General features: G+C 27.7%; 14 protein-coding genes. 13 read left to right on the top strand and 1 reads right to left on the bottom strand.

Annotated features, from left to right (window positions below):
* The first annotated feature begins 64 nt into the window (after nucleotides 1–64).
* The 8 genes from ABGT36_RS11415 to ABGT36_RS11380 all read left to right on the top strand — a co-directional run bounded on the left by ABGT36_RS11415 (nucleotide 65) and on the right by ABGT36_RS11380 (nucleotide 10,032).
* A complete protein-coding gene (locus ABGT36_RS11415) occupies nucleotides 65–913 on the top strand; it encodes a MurR/RpiR family transcriptional regulator (protein WP_346678089.1) in 849 nt (282 codons plus the stop codon).
* Nucleotides 914–1,049: 136 nt separating this feature from the next.
* Nucleotides 1,050–1,817, top strand: a complete 768-nt coding sequence (locus tag ABGT36_RS11410; RefSeq protein ID WP_087302611.1) for a hypothetical protein — start codon at nucleotides 1,050–1,052, stop codon at nucleotides 1,815–1,817.
* Nucleotides 1,818–2,129: 312 nt separating this feature from the next.
* Entirely contained in the window at nucleotides 2,130–3,212 is a 1,083-nt protein-coding gene (trpS, locus tag ABGT36_RS11405) for a tryptophan--tRNA ligase (RefSeq protein WP_087302609.1), read from the top strand.
* 28 nt (nucleotides 3,213–3,240) lie between these two features.
* Complete coding sequence (locus ABGT36_RS11400; RefSeq protein WP_346678086.1) at nucleotides 3,241–4,929, top strand: FAD-dependent oxidoreductase; 1,689 nt, start codon at nucleotides 3,241–3,243, stop codon at nucleotides 4,927–4,929.
* A 12-nt stretch (nucleotides 4,930–4,941) separates the two neighbouring features.
* Nucleotides 4,942–5,613 carry an MmcQ/YjbR family DNA-binding protein gene (locus ABGT36_RS11395; RefSeq protein WP_346678084.1) on the top strand — a complete coding sequence of 224 codons (672 nt, stop codon included), beginning with the start codon at nucleotides 4,942–4,944 and terminating at the stop codon, nucleotides 5,611–5,613.
* A gap of 96 nt (nucleotides 5,614–5,709) precedes the next feature.
* On the top strand, nucleotides 5,710–7,179 hold the full coding sequence (locus ABGT36_RS11390; RefSeq protein ID WP_346678082.1) for a glycoside hydrolase family 1 protein: 1,470 nt from the start codon (nucleotides 5,710–5,712) through the stop codon (nucleotides 7,177–7,179).
* A 125-nt stretch (nucleotides 7,180–7,304) separates the two neighbouring features.
* Entirely contained in the window at nucleotides 7,305–8,387 is a 1,083-nt protein-coding gene (gene eutH, locus ABGT36_RS11385) for an ethanolamine utilization protein EutH (protein ID WP_346678080.1), read from the top strand.
* A 100-nt stretch (nucleotides 8,388–8,487) separates the two neighbouring features.
* On the top strand, nucleotides 8,488–10,032 hold the full coding sequence (locus tag ABGT36_RS11380; protein ID WP_346678079.1) for a plasmid pRiA4b ORF-3 family protein: 1,545 nt from the start codon (nucleotides 8,488–8,490) through the stop codon (nucleotides 10,030–10,032).
* Between the two features lie 38 nt (nucleotides 10,033–10,070).
* On the opposite strand, the gene ABGT36_RS11375 is transcribed toward ABGT36_RS11380, so the two are convergent.
* On the bottom strand, nucleotides 10,071–11,609 hold the full coding sequence (locus ABGT36_RS11375; RefSeq protein ID WP_346678077.1) for an AAA family ATPase: 1,539 nt from the start codon (nucleotides 11,607–11,609) through the stop codon (nucleotides 10,071–10,073).
* 786 nt (nucleotides 11,610–12,395) lie between these two features.
* Between ABGT36_RS11375 and ABGT36_RS11370 the strand changes: the two genes are divergently transcribed.
* The 5 genes from ABGT36_RS11370 to ABGT36_RS11350 all read left to right on the top strand — a co-directional run bounded on the left by ABGT36_RS11370 (nucleotide 12,396) and on the right by ABGT36_RS11350 (nucleotide 17,175).
* Nucleotides 12,396–13,520, top strand: coding sequence for a site-specific integrase (locus ABGT36_RS11370; RefSeq protein ID WP_346678075.1), 1,125 nt, complete (start codon nucleotides 12,396–12,398; stop codon nucleotides 13,518–13,520).
* A gap of 118 nt (nucleotides 13,521–13,638) precedes the next feature.
* Nucleotides 13,639–14,145: a transcription termination/antitermination NusG family protein gene (locus ABGT36_RS11365; RefSeq protein ID WP_346678073.1), complete on the top strand. Its 507-nt coding sequence runs from the start codon at nucleotides 13,639–13,641 to the stop codon at nucleotides 14,143–14,145.
* An 8-nt stretch (nucleotides 14,146–14,153) separates the two neighbouring features.
* Complete coding sequence (locus ABGT36_RS11360) at nucleotides 14,154–14,651, top strand: transcription termination/antitermination NusG family protein (RefSeq protein WP_300629113.1); 498 nt, start codon at nucleotides 14,154–14,156, stop codon at nucleotides 14,649–14,651.
* Nucleotides 14,652–14,830: 179 nt separating this feature from the next.
* Entirely contained in the window at nucleotides 14,831–16,651 is a 1,821-nt protein-coding gene (locus ABGT36_RS11355; protein WP_346678071.1) for a nucleoside-diphosphate sugar epimerase/dehydratase, read from the top strand.
* The gene (locus tag ABGT36_RS11350; protein ID WP_346678069.1) at nucleotides 16,651–17,175 is read left to right on the top strand and encodes a sialic acid O-acetyltransferase; all 525 of its coding nucleotides are present in this window, start codon (nucleotides 16,651–16,653) and stop codon (nucleotides 17,173–17,175) included. The genes ABGT36_RS11355 and ABGT36_RS11350 overlap by 1 nt, the downstream gene beginning before the upstream one ends.
* Nucleotides 17,176–17,177: the final 2 nt, after the last annotated feature.

Here is a 17,177-nt window from a genome sequence, read left to right as displayed (position 1 = left end):
TCTTGCTTAAAGAATCTTAAAATCTTAAAATATAATTAGTAGATAATAAAAAGGGGATGTTGTAATGAATATTTTTAGTAAATTAGATAATCTTACTGATTTAACTGCTAATGAACAAACGCTAGTTGATTATATGAAAAATAATCCCGAACGTTTTGTGAATATGAGTGCTGATGAAATTAGTGCTGCTTGTTTTGTTTCCATTCCAACAATTTATCGTTTGTGTAAAAAATTAAAACTAAATGGATTGTCACAGTTAAAAATGGTAGTTTCTAATTCAATTCGTGATTATATGAAAGAAAAAAATGATATTGATTATAACTACCCTTTTTCGCAAAATGAAACACAGTATCAAATTACTGTTAAAATGAAAGAGTTGTATGAACAAACACTAACTACTTTAAATAATCTAATTGATCTAGAACAATTAAGACTAATTGCTTTAGCTTTAAAAAAGGCTAAGTATATTGATATTTATACTTCAGCAGGTAATATTTATTTTGCTGAAAATTTTAAGTTTCAAATGTCAGAAATTGGTGTTGTTGTTAATGTACCAGTTGAACAATACCAGCAGTCTTTAGCAGCAGCTGCTAGTAATGAAGAGCATGTAGCTATTGTTGTTTCTTTTGAAGGTAGGGGAATGTTAGTTGAACAAGTAATGACGTTATTGAAGAAAAATAAAACACCAATTGTCTTGATTTCGTCAACAACAAATAAAACAATGATTCAATCAAGTGATTATAATTTGTATTTAAATCCTAATGAAAATCACTATAATAAGATTTCTTCATTTTCAACTCGGTTATCGTTACTATATTTATTAGATTGTATATATACTTGTTATTTTAAATTGGATTATGATAAAAATGTCAAGTATAAAACAGAAACGTATATGAAGATGACTAAGGAATAAATGAAATGATTATTTCATTTAGTAATAGTATTTTTAATAAAAAATGTAAAATTTTTTTCAATATATTTTTTTATTAATTAATTGACAGTAAATAGTGCTATAGTAATAGTGTGAAAAAATCAAGGAGGTTGGTTTTATGGGTGATATTTTATTGTCAAGAATTATTAAGTATTTAAACGGAACATTATTTTATGATGGTTATTATCAATTTTGTACTTTTGTAATTGCTAATTATAAAAAAATGATTGAATATGATTTTAAACAAGTTTGCACGGAAAGTGCAATTGATCCTCGGGTAATTAATAGTTTTTTAAACTATTTAGGTTTTAATAATTATGAAGAGTTTCATGAAAAATTAGTTGCTGATGATATTTTAAGAAATGATCAAATTCGAGCTAGAATGTTAAGTATCAGCTATCGTGATTTATTTAAAATGATTGAAGTAAATGATTATGATAGCTTTATGGATAGTATTGTTTCTATTTGTCATGATATTTATCGTGCTAAACGAATTGTTATTGTTGGTGGATTATTCCCTAGCAGTATTGCTGTTGAGTTTCAAACTGATTTAATTACACTTGGTAAAAATGTTATTCAATATCATGCTTATGATCCTGATAATAATTTTAAAGATGGTGATTTTGTTGTTTTCTTCACTTCAACTGGAAGATCTTTACGTGATTTTATTCAAAAGAAATCTTTAGCGCAGTTGCAATGTTGTAATACAATGTTAATTACGCAAAATAGACTATTAGAAAATGAAAATCTTAAGGAAATAAAGTATTTCTTTAGTCTGCCTGGTAAATTTGATGGTATTAGCTTTAATTATCAAATAATGGCGATATTAGATATGATTAGAATTATTTATTATCAGGAATATTTTGTTGAAGCTGGTAATCTTTAATTTTTATTAAAAAATAAAACTAAACTATTGACAATATCCAGCTAACCGTTTTATCATTTTAACTATACTAAATTCGTTTAGCTAGGAAGAGTAATCAACTAAGCTTTATTTAAGAGACTTGATGGGTGGTGGAAATCAAGATAAACTAGTTGATGAATGGGCCTGGTGAGAAGCAAAATGAAACCGTTGGGAGTAGTGGCGCCGTGTTTTTCGCGTTAAGAAAAAGGACATGATGGTGTCTTACAAGGTGGCAGAGTGGTTTTTATCCTTGAGGATAAAAACCTTTTTTACTTTTAGAAAAAGGAGATTTATATGAAGGATATTATTTTAACAGGAGATCGTCCTACTGGAAGATTACATTTAGGACATTATGTAGGATCATTACGTAGAAGGGTTGAACTACAAAACTCAGGTAAATTTGATGAAATTTATATTATGATTGCTGATTCTCAGGCATTAACAGATAATGCAGATAATCCAGAAAAAGTTCGTCGTAATATATTAGAAGTTGCTCTTGATTATATGTCAGTGGGACTTGACCCTAAAGTTACTACAATGTTTATTCAATCACAAGTACCAGCTTTATTTGAATTTACTGCATATTATATGAACTTAGTAACAGTATCAAGATTACAACGTAATCCAACAATTAAAGAAGAAATTAAACAAAGAGGTTTTGAAACTAGTATACCAGTAGGTTTTTTAAACTATCCAGTTTCACAAGCAGCAGATATTACCGCTTTTGATGCAACTTGTGTTCCTGTTGGTGAAGATCAAATGCCATTGATTGAACAAACTAAAGAGATTGTACATAGTTTTAATCGTATTTATGGTGATGTTTTAGTAAATCCTAAAATTATGTTAGCTGAAAATGAAGTATGCCAACGTTTACCTGGAATCGATGGAAAAGCTAAAATGTCTAAATCATTAGGAAACTGTATTTATTTAGCTGATACAAGTGAAGATGTTAGAAAGAAAGTCATGAGTATGTATACTGATCCAAATCATATTCGTGTTCAAGACCCTGGAACTGTTGAAGGAAATACTGTATTTACTTATTTAGATTGTTTTTGTAAAGATGAACATTTTGAAAAATATTTACCAGAGTATCATAATTTAGATGAATTAAAAGATCATTATCGCCGTGGTGGCTTAGGAGATGTTAAGATCAAAAAATTCTTATTCAATGTTCTTGAAGATACACTTCAACCAATCAGACAAAGACGTCAAGAATTAGAAAAAGATATTGACTATGTTATGAGTGTATTACATGAAGGATGTATCAAAGCTAATAAAAAAGCTAATGCTACTTTAAAAAGAGCTAAAGATGCAATGAAAATCAATTATTTTGATAATGATGAAGATAGTATTAGTGAATATTATAAAAAGCCATAATGGCTTTTTTTTGTAGAGGAGTGATAATATGAAAATAGTAATAATCGGTGGTGTTGGGGCTGGAGCTAGTATGGCTGCAAGATTACGACGATTAAGTAAAGATGACAAAATAATTATTTTAGAAAAAGGAAATTATGTTTCTTATGCTAATTGTGGATTACCTTATTATGTTTCTAATGTGATTTCTAGTAGAGATGATTTGTTATTAATGACACCACAATTATTTAAAAGTCGTTTTCAAATAGATGTACGAGTTCAAAATGAAGTTATTAAAATTGACGCTGAAAATAAAAAAGTAACAGTTTTAGATCATTTAAATCAAGATAATTATTTAGAAAGTTATGATAAATTAATTATTGCAACAGGGTCTTCACCAATTAAATTACCAATACCAGGAATTGATAGTTCTCGAATTTATCAGTTATGGTCATTTAATGATTTTGAAAAGATTAAACAAAAGATTATTTTAGAAGATATTAAATCAGTTTGTGTAGTTGGTGGTGGTTTTGTAGGAATTGAAACTGCTGAAAATTTAGTTGAAAATAATGTGGCAGTAGATATTGTTGAAAAAAGTTTACAGGTGCTAAATAATTTGGATTTTGAAATGGCCCAGATAGTTCATAAAAAGTTATGTCAAAAAGGAATTAATTTAAATTTAGATACTGAATTAATTCAATTTGAAGATCATGATAATCAAATTGTAGTTAAAACAAATCGTTTTGAAAAAGAATATGATATGGTTATTTTATCAACCGGCGTTAAACCAAATAGTAAAATAGCTAAGGAAGCTGGTATTTCATGTAATTTGGCTGGTGGAATTATTGTTGATGATACTTTTAAAACTAATATCGAAGATATTTATGCAATAGGGGATGTTATTGAAGTTGAGCATTTAATTAATCATAAAAAGACAATGATCCCTTTGGCTGGACCTGCCAATAAACAAGGAAGAATGCTTGGAGATATTTTAGCTGGAAAAGAAAAACGATATCCAGGATCACTTGGTAGCAGTATTATTAAAGTTTTTGATTTAGTAGCAGCAAGTACTGGATTAAATGAAAAACAATTAAATCAGCAAGGTTTAAAACGTCATGAAGATTATGAGGCAATTATTTTACAGCAAAAAGCTCATGCAGGATACTACCCTAATGCTTCTTTTATTACTTTAAAAGTAATTTATGATCAAGAAGGCTATCTTTTAGGGGGACAGATAGTTGGTTATCAAGGTGTTGATAAACGTATTGATGTTTTAGCAACAGTAATTAATTATCATGGTCAAGTAACTGATTTACAGGATTTGCATTTAGCGTATGCACCACCATTTTCATCAGCAAAAGATCCAATCAATATGGTAGGATATGTTAGTGAAAATATAGCTGATGGTTATATTAAAATGATGTTACCTGATGAATATCAACAGGTAAAAGATAATGTCATTACATTAGATGTTAGAGAAGATGAAGAAAGAGCTAATGGTCAAATCAGTAATTCTTATCATATTCCATATGGTCAGTTAATTAAACGTTATAATGAACTAGATCCTGATAAAACAATCGTTATTTATTGTGCGATTGGTGTAAGAGCTTATAATTGTGCTCGAATTTTGATGCAAAGAGGATATTCGAAGGTTTATGTTTTAAGTGGTGGACTAGCATTTTATAATGATTATTGTCTTGATGTTAATTATGTAAAGAAGAAATTGGTATCTAATAAATAGAGGTAACATATTTTGCGTAATCTAGAAAATTATTTTAAGGATAGAAAAATTAATTATGATCGATTAGTAGAATATGGCTTTATTTTAAAAGAAGATAATTATTATTATGAAAAGATAATAAATGATGGTGTTTTTAAAATAGTAATAGAAATTAATAAACAACAAAAGATAGCTAAAGTAATCGATTTATTAAATGACCAAGAATATAATTTAGTCGATGTTAAAGGGGCGACTGGAAATTTTGTTGCTAAGATAAAAGAAATCTATGAAGCACTTATTAATGATATTATTGATAAGTGTAGTGATGTAGATGTTTTTAAAAGTAAACAAACAATCGCGATAATTAATTATGTTAAAGCAAAATATGATAATGATTTAGAGTTTTTATGGAAAAGGTCACCAAAGAATGCTATCTGGCGAAATCAAAATAATCGTAAATGGTATGGCGCTGTTTTAGTTATAAGTAAAGATAAATTAAAAATTGAGTCTAATGAAATGGTTGAAATATTAGATTTGAGATATCAAAAAAATGATATTAAAAATATAATAGATAATTATAAAATTTTTCCAGGCTATCATATGAATAAAGATAATTGGATTACAATTATTTTAGATGGGCGAGTTGAATTGGAAGAAATATATCAGTTAATTGATAATAGTTATCAGCTATCTTTGCATAAATAAAATTTATCTTTCAATTAATGAAAAAATAAGTTAAATTTTAATAATCATTATATAATTGTTAGCATAAATATAACTATAAAAAACGGAGGTACAAAAATGAGTTTTCCAAAAGGATTTTTATGGGGTGGCGCTGTTGCTGCTAACCAATGTGAAGGTGCTTATTTAGAAGATGGTAAAGGACTATGTGTCCCTGATATGTTATTAGGTGGTGACGTTAATACACCTAGAACATTCTTACCAAAAACAGATCCAACAGCTTTTTATCCAAGTCATGAAGCTGTAGATTTTTATCATCATTATAAAGAAGACATTGCCTTATTTGCTGAAATGGGATGGAATGTATTTAGATTTTCAATTAACTGGGGTCGTATTTTCCCTAATGGTGATGATGATAAGCCAAATGAAGCTGGTTTAAAATTCTATGAAGATGTAATTGATGAATGTCATAAACATGGAATGGAACCATTAATTACTTTATGTCATTATGAAATTCCATGGAATATTGTAACTAAATATAATGGTTTCTCTGATCGACATGTAATTGATTTATTTGTTAAATATGCAACTACATGTTTTAAACGTTACAAAGATAAAGTTAAATACTGGTTAACTTTTAATGAAATTAATATTGCCTGCATGGGTGAAGGTGGAATTGGAAATTTATATGGTTTAGGAATTATGGATCCAGAAGATGTTAATTCTGATCATCGTATTCCATTAACTGATTTAAAATCTGATCCTCAAAAAACATTTGAAGCATTACATAATGAATTCGTTGCTAGTGCGTTAACAGTAAAAGCAGGTCATGAAATTAATCCTGATTTTATGATTGGAAATATGATTGCCCATACTACTGTTTATCCATTAACACCTAATCCAAAAGATGTTTTAGCAGCTTTTGATGAAGATGATTTAAAAAATAATTTCTGTGGTGATGTTCAAGTTCGTGGTGAATATCCTTCATATATGTGGCGTTATTTTAAAGAACATAATATTGATACTTCATATATTACTGAAGAAGATAAGAAGATTTTAAAAGAAGGAACAGTTGATTTCTATACATTCTCTTATTATCAATCAAATTGTATTACAGTTAATAAAGAGGCTGAAAAAACAAAAGGAAACATGACTGCTGGAGCTAAAAATCCTTACTTAGAAGCTTCTGACTGGGGATGGCAAATTGACCCTGATGGATTACGTTATACTTTAAAGTTATTAAATGGTCGTTATCCTCATACTCCTTTAATGATTGTTGAAAATGGTTTAGGAGCATATGATAAAGTAGAAGAAGATGGTTCTATTCATGATGATTATCGTATTGCATATTTAAGACCACATATCAAAGCTATGCATGAAGCTATTGAAGATGGAGTACCATTAATTGGTTATACAACTTGGGGACCAATTGATTTAGTTTCTGCTGGTACTGGACAATATGCAAAACGTTATGGATTTGTTTATGTAGATCGTCATGATGATGGTACTGGTGATTTTTCTAGAAAGAGAAAAGATTCATTCTATTGGTATAAAAAAGTTATCGCTAGCAATGGTGAAGATTTAGATTAATTATTAACGCAGAAAATTTATTCTGCGTTTTTCTTACTTGATTTTGTTATTACTATTAGGTAATATGTATTTTTAAAATACAGATTAGAAAAGTAAGAAATTTAGAAAGTAGTGAAGAGGGAAGTATGAATTTTTTTGTATTAATAATGTTGGGGTTATGTTTATTAGGATTAGTTGATAAGATCTTAAATAATAAACTAGGGTTAGTAGAAGCTTTTGATAGAGGTTTAAATTCAATGGGGAGCATTGCAATGAGTATGGTTGGATTTTATTGTATAGCCATCTCACTTATTCAAAATAATGTTGATACAATAACAACTTTAAGTGCAAATTCTTCATTGGATCCATCAGTTATTATTGGAACGCTTTTAGCACCAGATATGGGTGGTTTTTCGATCGTAAGTGGCTTATCTAATAAAGAATTTATATTATTTTCAGGAATTTTGTTAACTTCATCTTTGGGACAGACTATTAGTTTTCAATTACCGATTTTTTTATCATCGTTAAGAAAAGATGATTTAGATCCTTTTATTAATGGATTAGTATATGGCATTTTGAGTTTGCCGGTTGTTTTAATAATTAGTGCATTATATTTACAAATTCCTAATTTATTGATTAATTTATTACCAATTATTATTTTATGTTTAGTTTTAGTAATTGCTCTATATTTATCTTATCAAAAAACTATTTTTGTGCTAACTTTGTTTGGCTATATCATTAAAATTTTAAGTATTATATTGTTTGGATTAGTAGTATTACAATTATTTTTTACTAATTTATCTTTTACTACAACTTCCTTAATTAGTGAGGCTATGGTAGTAGTGTTAAAGATGGTAATTGTTGTATGTGGATCAATGATTTTATCAGATATATTAATAAAAAAATTTCCTAATTTAATTTTTAAAGCTAGTCGTTATTTAGGAATTAATAGTACTGCTTTAATTGGACTATTACTTAGTTTAGGAACTAGTTTAGCGATGATTCCGTTATTTTTTAAAATGGATCGCAAAGGTAAAATTTTAAACGGTGCTTTTAGTGTTGCAGGTGCATATGTTTTTGGGGGACAGCTTGGTTTTGTAGCTAGTGTAAGTAGTAGTTTTGATGTAGTAGTGTATATAATTTTCAAACTTGCAGCTGGAATTTTTGCAATTATATTAGTAATGATTTTCTATCGTGAGAAAAAAGAAAAGATTGTTATTGATAATTAATAAAAAGTTGTCTTAAATAATTTCTATCTTTAGAACTATAATAATATTATTTATAATCATTCTTTGTTATAATATTAGTGACGAAGCAAAGGAGATTAATATGAATGGGTTTCAGCTAAAAATTAATGTGAAAGATAGCAGTAAGCCAATGTGGCGTCGTGTAATTGTACCAGAAAAATTAACATTTAATAGTTTACATCTCGTAATTCAAAAAATATTTGCTTTTGAAAATTGTCATTTATATGATTTTAAAATTAGAAAGAAAAGAATTTGGATTCCTGGTAATGATTTTGAATATGAACAGATATTTAATAATTATGAAACAATCTCTTGTTTTGAGTATTTAAATGAGTATCTTGAAGATGGGATGACATTTGATTATTGTTATGACTATGGTGATTGCTGGCATTTTAAAATTAAAGTTGAAAAAGTTGTTGAAGATGTTAAGCGATACCCGGTTGTATTGAAGTATCGAGGTTATAACTTAATTGAAGATTGTGGTGGGATATCTTTATACGAAGAACTTATTGCAGATGATTTTGTTTTTAATCAGATTACTTTTGATTTAGAAAAAACTAACCATCAATTAATGGAAATTGAAGTTGAAGAACGTCTTAACGAAAGCTTATATCGTGATGATTTTAAATTAGCACTGGATACAATTAGAAATTGTCTTGATCAGCGGGATATAAATAACTTTCAAGTAATAAAATTAATTAGTGAAACTGTTAGTTACTGGGTAATTTTAAAAGTACAAGAAGGCTATATGTTGCAAATGTATGAAGATTATGATGATTTACTTGAAGGCTTTTATTATACTGATTACTCTTTTTCTGATAATATCTTTACACATTGCTGGACATTTTTATTATTGAATTTTAAATTTGAAACTAAGTTATCTATTGATAATAATGGACGATATATTGCTTTAAAAAACGAACCTGGTTATATTCCAGATTTGATTAAAACTAGTGAAGGTGCCGGGTTGTTGAAATATTTAAACGATTTAGCTATTGGGTTAAGTGGTAATAATGAGGTTACTGATGAAGATGAAATGTTGGAAATAGAAGTATATAACGGTATCTATCAGGCAAGTAATATCTTTGTTCATGAAATAAAAGTAGATTTTAATCATTTTGATTGTCATTATAGTCCAAGTAAATCAATTACTAATCAAAATATTCTTAATCAAAAAGTTTGTTTAGATGTTGTAGCGTTGCCTTTTAATGCGTTTAATCATGATAATAAGTTAGATATTTATGGGGTTATCGTTAGTGAAGACGACTATATTGTAAGAAAAATTGAAAGTCCAACAGTTGAAAAGATTAATAAAATTTTAGTAGATATAATTATTGATTTTTCTAATCAATATGGAAAACCACAGTATTTAGCAATGTCAAATTTAAATATTCTATTTATTGTATATGATTTTCTTAGAAAGAATAATATTGGATATCATCGTGATCAAGTCTTTCAAGAAGTTGATGAAGCTATTATCGATGCATTTGGCTTGGAAGATGAGATATTACGATTATTAGATGATCCTAGTTTAAAAGCAGTATTAGATGAATTTGATGTTTTTGATGAACAGGAATTGGAAGAAAAGTTAAATCAAATTGCTAATGATATGGATTTATTAAATTAGATATTAATTTTAAAGAAAATGACCTAGTATAAATAAGGTCATTTTTCTTTAAAAAAGCAATTGTTTTGATAGACTAATAATTCATAATTTAAATTATTCGCATCATTAATAACATCATTATTGATTAGATTAAAAAACTTATCCCGGGCATTACAAATAGTCAAATAGATCGATGCCAATTTTAATTCATATTTAGTTTGTCGATTATAAACTACAAAAGTCGGCTGACTGCTGGATTTTTGCATTAATGGACCCAATAATAGTTCTAGCAAACCTTGATAATAATCAATATTGTAAACATGCGGTACAAATGAGATATTCATGATTTTAATGAATATTTCCTGGATAGTATTTGTTTCGTGATTAAATAAGGCATAAAGAAATTTTTCACGTTTACTAATAATATAATTTTGATACCAGTGATAATATATGTTTAAACATTGCATTTTCGTAGTAAGATTAGGTAATTTTAAATGTTGGATCGTTAGATAATTATTGACACTGCCATCCAAAGTAAGTAATCCATTAAATATAAAATAACTATAGATATTGTTATGAAATGTTAGATTTGAAAATGAGATATTTTGATTAACTTTTTTAGTTATTGTTCTATTTGAAAGTAATTTATTCAATTCTGTTTCTATTAAAAAACTTTTTGTTGTTAAAAGATCATTGATCCAAAAATCATTTTCAATGACATTAATTTCATAATTTTTAGGATTGTTAAGATAAGTTATGACCCAAGCAGGATGATATAATAATTGGTTGGAAAAATAATAACCGCCAAAATATTTTTTAATATCTGGTAATTTAGATATTAGCTGGTATGCTTGTAGTAAATTTTTTATTTCTTCTTCATTAAATCCAAAATAAATATTTTTAGAAGGAGTAAAAATAGTATTGTTTTGATAATTATAAATATAACAGTATTCGTATTTTAAAGTTGTTCTACCGGTAAAGATAGCTTTGAATATTGCTTTATTATTAGTTGTGTGTTTGATTAAATTATTGATAAATTGTTCTGCTTTGTCGTTATAGTGATTAAATGAACTGAAATATAATGGGGTATCATAATCATCAATTAGAATTATTACATTTTGATGGTAGTAATCTTTTAAATATTGACTAATGGTTGATAAAGAGTTTGATAGGTCAATAATAGATATATTTTCTGTAGTGAGATTATATAGAGTGGCTTCTTTTTTGTAATTAGCAATATTATTTTTTAACCAGGTTTTAAGTATATTTTGATAGCCAATGATCATATCATTAAAATTATTAGCTGTTAAATCTTTAAATGATAGGGCAATTACTGGATATTTATTTTGATGAAGTTTAGCTTTTTTATCTTGTGATATTTTTAATTGTTCAAATAAATAACTATTGTTACTTTCATTTATGGAAAAGAAATAATATAGCATACTCATATTTAAGCTTTTACCAAATCCTTTAGGTCGAATATAAAAAACAACTTTTTCATTCAAAACATCTTTAATCAATAAACTCTTATCAACGTAGTAGTAATCATTATCAATAATTATTTTAAAATCAGTAATATTAAGTCTTATTTTTTTCATTTCTCTAGTCTCCTTTAAATAACAAAAAAGGTAAGAACCTAAAATAAACTAAATATTAGCTTATTTTTGATCCTTACCTCATTAACATATGTAAAAATCTGGTATATTCCAGTTAGTAATCAGCTTTTTCACTCTGTAATATTTTTACAATATGCTCAAAGTCATCTATTTACTTTTCTATATTTTAACATTTTATTGTTGAATCGACAATATTTTTATTATCTTCTAAAAAAAAGTCTAAAAAAAAGTAATTTTAGTTTTTGAAAAGTATTTATATTATATAGTTAGATAAATTATTATTAAAACAGCTGGCTATAATCTATATTTTTAATTTTTTATAGACCAATTTGGTCATTTGTGTTATTATTTAAATACAACCAGATAATTTATATGAATCATTTTGAGAAGCAGAAAATATGGTTTAAAAGGGTGCAATACCTTACCGGATGATAAGAATATACTTATGTATTGATGGCTTTTATAAAGGTAAAGATAGTATAAAAATTTTTTTAATACTACTTTGCCTTTTTTTGTATAAAATTTAAAAAAGGTGGAAAAATAAAAATGTCGCAGAGTAAAATACTCTACGAACAAGTAAATTTTAATTGCTACGATAGCATTCTAGCATTTATTTTAATAAAATGATAGGAAAATCGTGTAAAATTTTAATTTTAGCCATATTTTTAAGAAAAAAAGTAAAAATTTAACTTATATTAGGTACTTTTTTATTTTATTTTTGGTCAATTTGTGGTCAGGAGAAATAATTATAAGAAAGGAGTAAGAGTTATGCCCAGAAGAGGAGAAAATATTTTTCATCGTAAAGATGGTAGATGGGAGGCGAGATATGTTAAAGAAATAACAAACGATAATAAAAAGGTTTATGGAAGTGTTTATGCTAAAACATATAAGGAAGTAAAGTTAAAGAGAGACAGAATATGTGTTGCTTTAGCTAATGGAAATCTTGTTATTAGTAAAGATACTTTAGGTTTTTATATTCGCCAATGGTTAAAGTTTCACAAAGTCCGTTTCAAAATTTCTACTTATGTAAAATATTATAGTGTAGTAGATAATTATTTATTACCTTATTTTGATAAAATTCCACTAAAGGATTTATCCAGTCGTCATATAGATGCTTTTACTAATAGTTTGTTAACTAAAGGTAAAAATGGGAATCCGTTATCTTCTAAAACAGTAAAAGATATTTTATTAATTTTAAAAAATGTATTTAAGTTTATTCAAACTGAATATAATATTAATATAAATATTAATATTGTTTATCCTCATAACCCAAAAAAGGAGAGTAGAATATTAACTAAGGCAGAATTTATTAATCTAAACAATGTTTTATTACAAGATATTGATCCTTGTAAATTCGGGGTTTTAATCGCAATGGCAACTGGTATCAGAATTGGAGAGCTTTGTGCTTTAAAGTGGGGTAATATTAATCTTGATGAAGATTACTTGTACATTGAAAAGACCATGCAGAGAATTAAAAATTTAGAAGGTAATGGTCCTAAAACAATAATAATAGAACAGTCACCAAAAAGTGCAACTTCTATAAGAAAAATACCAATTCCTAAAAATCTAATTCCTTTATTTAAAAAGTTTAAACAAAATGATGACTGTTACTTATTAACAGGTAAACCAGATAAATTTATCGAACCACGGGCATTAGAAAAAAAGTTTAAAAGGTATATTAAACTAGCAGAGATTGAAAGTGCTAATTTTCATATGTTAAGACATACATTTGCAACATTATGCATTGAGGAAGGATTTGAAATCAAATGCTTAAGTGAAATTCTAGGTCACAGTGGTTCACAAATTACATTAGATCGTTATGTTCATTCATCATTTAAATCTAAAAAAGATTGGATAGATAAATTCGCAAGTATTAATATTTCTAGTCATTGATTCTTGTCAGTTTCTTAAAGTGCTTATTTAACTAAGCACTTTTTTTAGTGGTCTAAGATTATTTTAATTTATGTAATTTTATGATTAGGAGCTACTATATATTTTAAGGGGGAATTGGATGAATTGGTATATTATTTTTGAAAATAATGAAAAAATTAAGGATTTATTGGTCTGGTTCAACAAACAACCCGATATGAAAGCTTTTATTGTTAAGTCGGAACGCTTTTGGAAAAAAGATGGTAAGAAAATGTTTATAGAAAAACCAATGTATCCAAATTATATCTTTGTAGAAACAAATCTTGATTCAAAAGAGTTTTATGATGTTGTAAGTAAATTAGAGGGCAATCTAAGCTCTACGATGAAAGTATTGCAAAATGATACACAATCAGTGATGTCTTTGAGTAATGAGGAAAAAGAATTTTTGGAATCATTATTAAATAAAGATCATTCAATTGTACATTCAACAGGAGTAATAGTTAATTCTAAATTAATTGTCCAAGAAGGACCGTTAATGGGAAAAGAGGAAATGATTAAAAAAATTGATCGTCATAAAAGAACTGCTTTTTTAGGTAGTTTGTTTGGACGAATGATTAAGGTTCCTCTAGAAGTTACTAGCAAGTCTTAGGTGAATTAATGAACTGGTATGTATTATTTGTTTTAGTTGTTAAAGAGGATAAATTGTGTTCACTTTTAAGAAAAAACGGTTTAGATGCTTTTATACCAATGTATGAGTATTATCGAAGAGATATAAAAGGTAATGCAATTAAACCATTGTTTCCAGGCTATATTTTTGTAAGAAGTAATTTAGAGCAATTAGATTTTGACCAATTTCTTTTTAATATTAAAGAGCCTAAAGAAGGTTTGATTAAAGAATTAAAAAAAGCAGATGTAAGTGCGTTGAGAGATGATGAAATTAAAATGTTTGAGTATATGTTAGATAGCAAAGGTATCTTGAGAATGTCCCAAGCATTTATTGAAGATAAACGAGCTAAAATATACAAAGGACCGTTAGTTCATTATCAAGATCACATTGTAAAAGTGGACAAGCACAATAAACTAGCGACTTTAGATTTAGAATTTATGGATCGCAGGTTTGTTGCCGGATTGGAAATTACAAGCAAAATTAGATAAATGTAGCTGGTTTACCGCACATTTTATAATTTGAACATAGTCTTCCCTTGGGGTAAGGGGAGACTATGTTCTTTTTTTGTGTTTAAAAATAAGTGAAGGGAGAGAAGAGTGATAGATCTGTAAGGATCTAATATTTGGGAAAGAAAATGGATATTAGGAAATTGAGGGTAAGGCAATTAATGTTAATTATTGCTGATATATTAAGTATCATCTTTTCCTTGTATGGTTCCTTGATACTTAGGTTTGAGGGTTCATTAGAACAAACATATATCAGTAATATCAATAGCGTCTTATTGATAGTGATTATTTTAAATATTGCTATTTTGTTTTTAATGAAAATGTATAAAAGCTTATGGCAATTTGCTTCGGTAACTGAGTTGTTTAATGTAATAACGTCATCGATTTTTTGTAGTTTGGTTAATACAGTTATTTTTGAAATAGCTAACAAGGATTTACCTGAAGCATGTTATTTTTTGTATTTTTTATTATTAACGTTATTTTTAGGAATAACAAGGTTTTCATATCGTTTTATTCGAATGTATAAATCACATATTGTCCCTAAAAGCCGACGTGAATTACAAAAAGTAATGATTATTGGAGCAGGTTTAGCTGGGGAAAAGACTTATCAGGAGATTACTTATAATCCTTCGGTTTACAAAAAAGTTGTTTGTTTTATTGATGATGATAAGTCAAAACAAGGACGTCGAATTCATGATGTAACTGTTTATGGGGGACGTGAAAAAATCATTGAAGCAGCTAAAAAGTTTGGTGTTGAGGAGATGCTACTAGCAATGCCTTCTGGTAATCGAAAAGAAGTAGCCAATATTTTAAATATTTGTAAAGAAACAAAATGTCAGATAAAAAAATTGCCAGGTATTTATCAGATGATCAATGGTGATATTCATATTAGTGATTTTAAAGATGTAGAAATACAGGATTTGCTTGGTAGAGAGCCTATTAAGGTTGATATTGAAGATATCATTCGTTATGTAACTGGTAAGGTAGTAATGGTAACTGGTGGCGGTGGTTCGATTGGAAGTGAACTATGCCGTCAGATTGCTGCTAGTGGTCCTAAACAGTTAATTATTGTTGATATTTATGAAAACAATGCCTATGACATTCAATTAGAGTTAAAGCATAAATATCCTAACCTTAATTTAGAAACAATCATTGCTTCAGTTAGAAATTCCAAAAAAATGGATAAATTATTTGAAAAATATCAACCTGATATTGTTTACCATGCAGCAGCACATAAACATGTACCGTTGATGGAAGATAGTCCTAATGAAGCAGTTAAAAATAATGTTTTTGGAACATTGAATGTAGTAAAAGCTGCTGATAAATATAAAACTAAGAAATTTATTTTAATATCAACTGATAAAGCAGTAAATCCAACTAATATCATGGGCGCCACTAAAAGAATCTGTGAAATGATTGTTCAAAGTTACAATAAACAGTCGCAAACAGAATATGTAGCAGTAAGATTTGGTAATGTTTTAGGGTCAAACGGATCGGTTATTCCATTATTTAAAAAACAGATCAAAGAAGGAGGCCCAGTAACGGTAACCCATCCTGATATCATCAGATATTTCATGACAATACCTGAAGCTGTTTCTTTAGTCTTACAAGCTGGAGCCTATGCTAAAGGTGGTGAGATCTTTATCTTGGATATGGGAGAACCGGTAAAAATAGCAGATATGGCTCGTAATTTAATTAAACTTTCAGGATATGAACCGGATGTTGATATCAAGATTAAATATACTGGATTAAGACCGGGTGAAAAATTATATGAAGAATTGTTAATGAAAGAAGAAGGATTACAGGATACACCAAATCATCTAATTCACATTGGCAAACCAATCGCATTAGATGAAACAACCTTCTTTAATAAACTAACAAACTTAAAAGAAGCAGTTTATAAAGAAACCAGTGATGTTCGATTATTAGTAAAAGACATCGTACCAACTTATAAACTTAAGGAAGAAGGTGTATCAAATTGATGAAAAAGTTATTAATAATTGGAGCTGGTGGACATGGAAGATGCTGCTATGACATTGCAAAGCGGATGAATCGTTATGATACGATTCATTTTTTAGATGATAATTCAAATGATGACTATGTAGTAGGCAAGATAGATGATTTATCTAAAATTAAAAATGATTATGATGAGGTATTTGTAGCAATTGGTAATAATCAAATACGTTATCAGCTAACTAAAAAATGTAAAGGAATTAACTTGACTGTTGCAACTTTGATAGATTTGATGTCTTTTATTTCACCAGAATCAATTATTGAAGAAGGAACAGTTATCTTTCCATTTGCATCAGTTGAATCAAAAGCAGTAGTAAAAGAAGGATCGATTATTAGCAGTAATGTAATTATTCATCATGATACGGTCATTGATAAATTTTCATTAATATATGGGCACTGTGTGATTAGACCAAAAACACATATTCAATCATTTGAAACTATTGGTAGTTCAATGGTTATTGATAGAAAGAATATTATCGAAGAAAGGGGATAATG

Source organism: Erysipelatoclostridium sp. An173 (assembly GCF_963931465.1).
Lineage (GTDB): Bacteria > Bacillota_I > Bacilli_A > Erysipelotrichales > Coprobacillaceae > Thomasclavelia > Thomasclavelia merdavium.
The sequence above is the reverse complement of the archived record's forward strand: the minus strand, read 5'-3'. Positions and strand labels throughout refer to the sequence as shown.

Coding starts and splice junctions, on each gene's coding strand:
- trpS (WP_087302609.1), top strand. CDS start 2,130: ATGAAGGATATTATTTTAACAGGAGATCGTCCTACTGGAAGATTACAT.
- ABGT36_RS11360 (WP_300629113.1), top strand. CDS start 14,154: ATGAACTGGTATGTATTATTTGTTTTAGTTGTTAAAGAGGATAAATTG.
- ABGT36_RS11380 (WP_346678079.1), top strand. CDS start 8,488: ATGAATGGGTTTCAGCTAAAAATTAATGTGAAAGATAGCAGTAAGCCA.
- eutH (WP_346678080.1), top strand. CDS start 7,305: ATGAATTTTTTTGTATTAATAATGTTGGGGTTATGTTTATTAGGATTA.
- ABGT36_RS11410 (WP_087302611.1), top strand. CDS start 1,050: ATGGGTGATATTTTATTGTCAAGAATTATTAAGTATTTAAACGGAACA.
- ABGT36_RS11415 (WP_346678089.1), top strand. CDS start 65: ATGAATATTTTTAGTAAATTAGATAATCTTACTGATTTAACTGCTAAT.
- ABGT36_RS11355 (WP_346678071.1), top strand. CDS start 14,831: ATGTTAATTATTGCTGATATATTAAGTATCATCTTTTCCTTGTATGGT.
- ABGT36_RS11350 (WP_346678069.1), top strand. CDS start 16,651: ATGAAAAAGTTATTAATAATTGGAGCTGGTGGACATGGAAGATGCTGC.
- ABGT36_RS11375 (WP_346678077.1), bottom strand. CDS start 11,609: ATGAAAAAAATAAGACTTAATATTACTGATTTTAAAATAATTATTGAT.
- ABGT36_RS11390 (WP_346678082.1), top strand. CDS start 5,710: ATGAGTTTTCCAAAAGGATTTTTATGGGGTGGCGCTGTTGCTGCTAAC.
- ABGT36_RS11365 (WP_346678073.1), top strand. CDS start 13,639: ATGAATTGGTATATTATTTTTGAAAATAATGAAAAAATTAAGGATTTA.
- ABGT36_RS11400 (WP_346678086.1), top strand. CDS start 3,241: ATGAAAATAGTAATAATCGGTGGTGTTGGGGCTGGAGCTAGTATGGCT.
- ABGT36_RS11370 (WP_346678075.1), top strand. CDS start 12,396: ATGCCCAGAAGAGGAGAAAATATTTTTCATCGTAAAGATGGTAGATGG.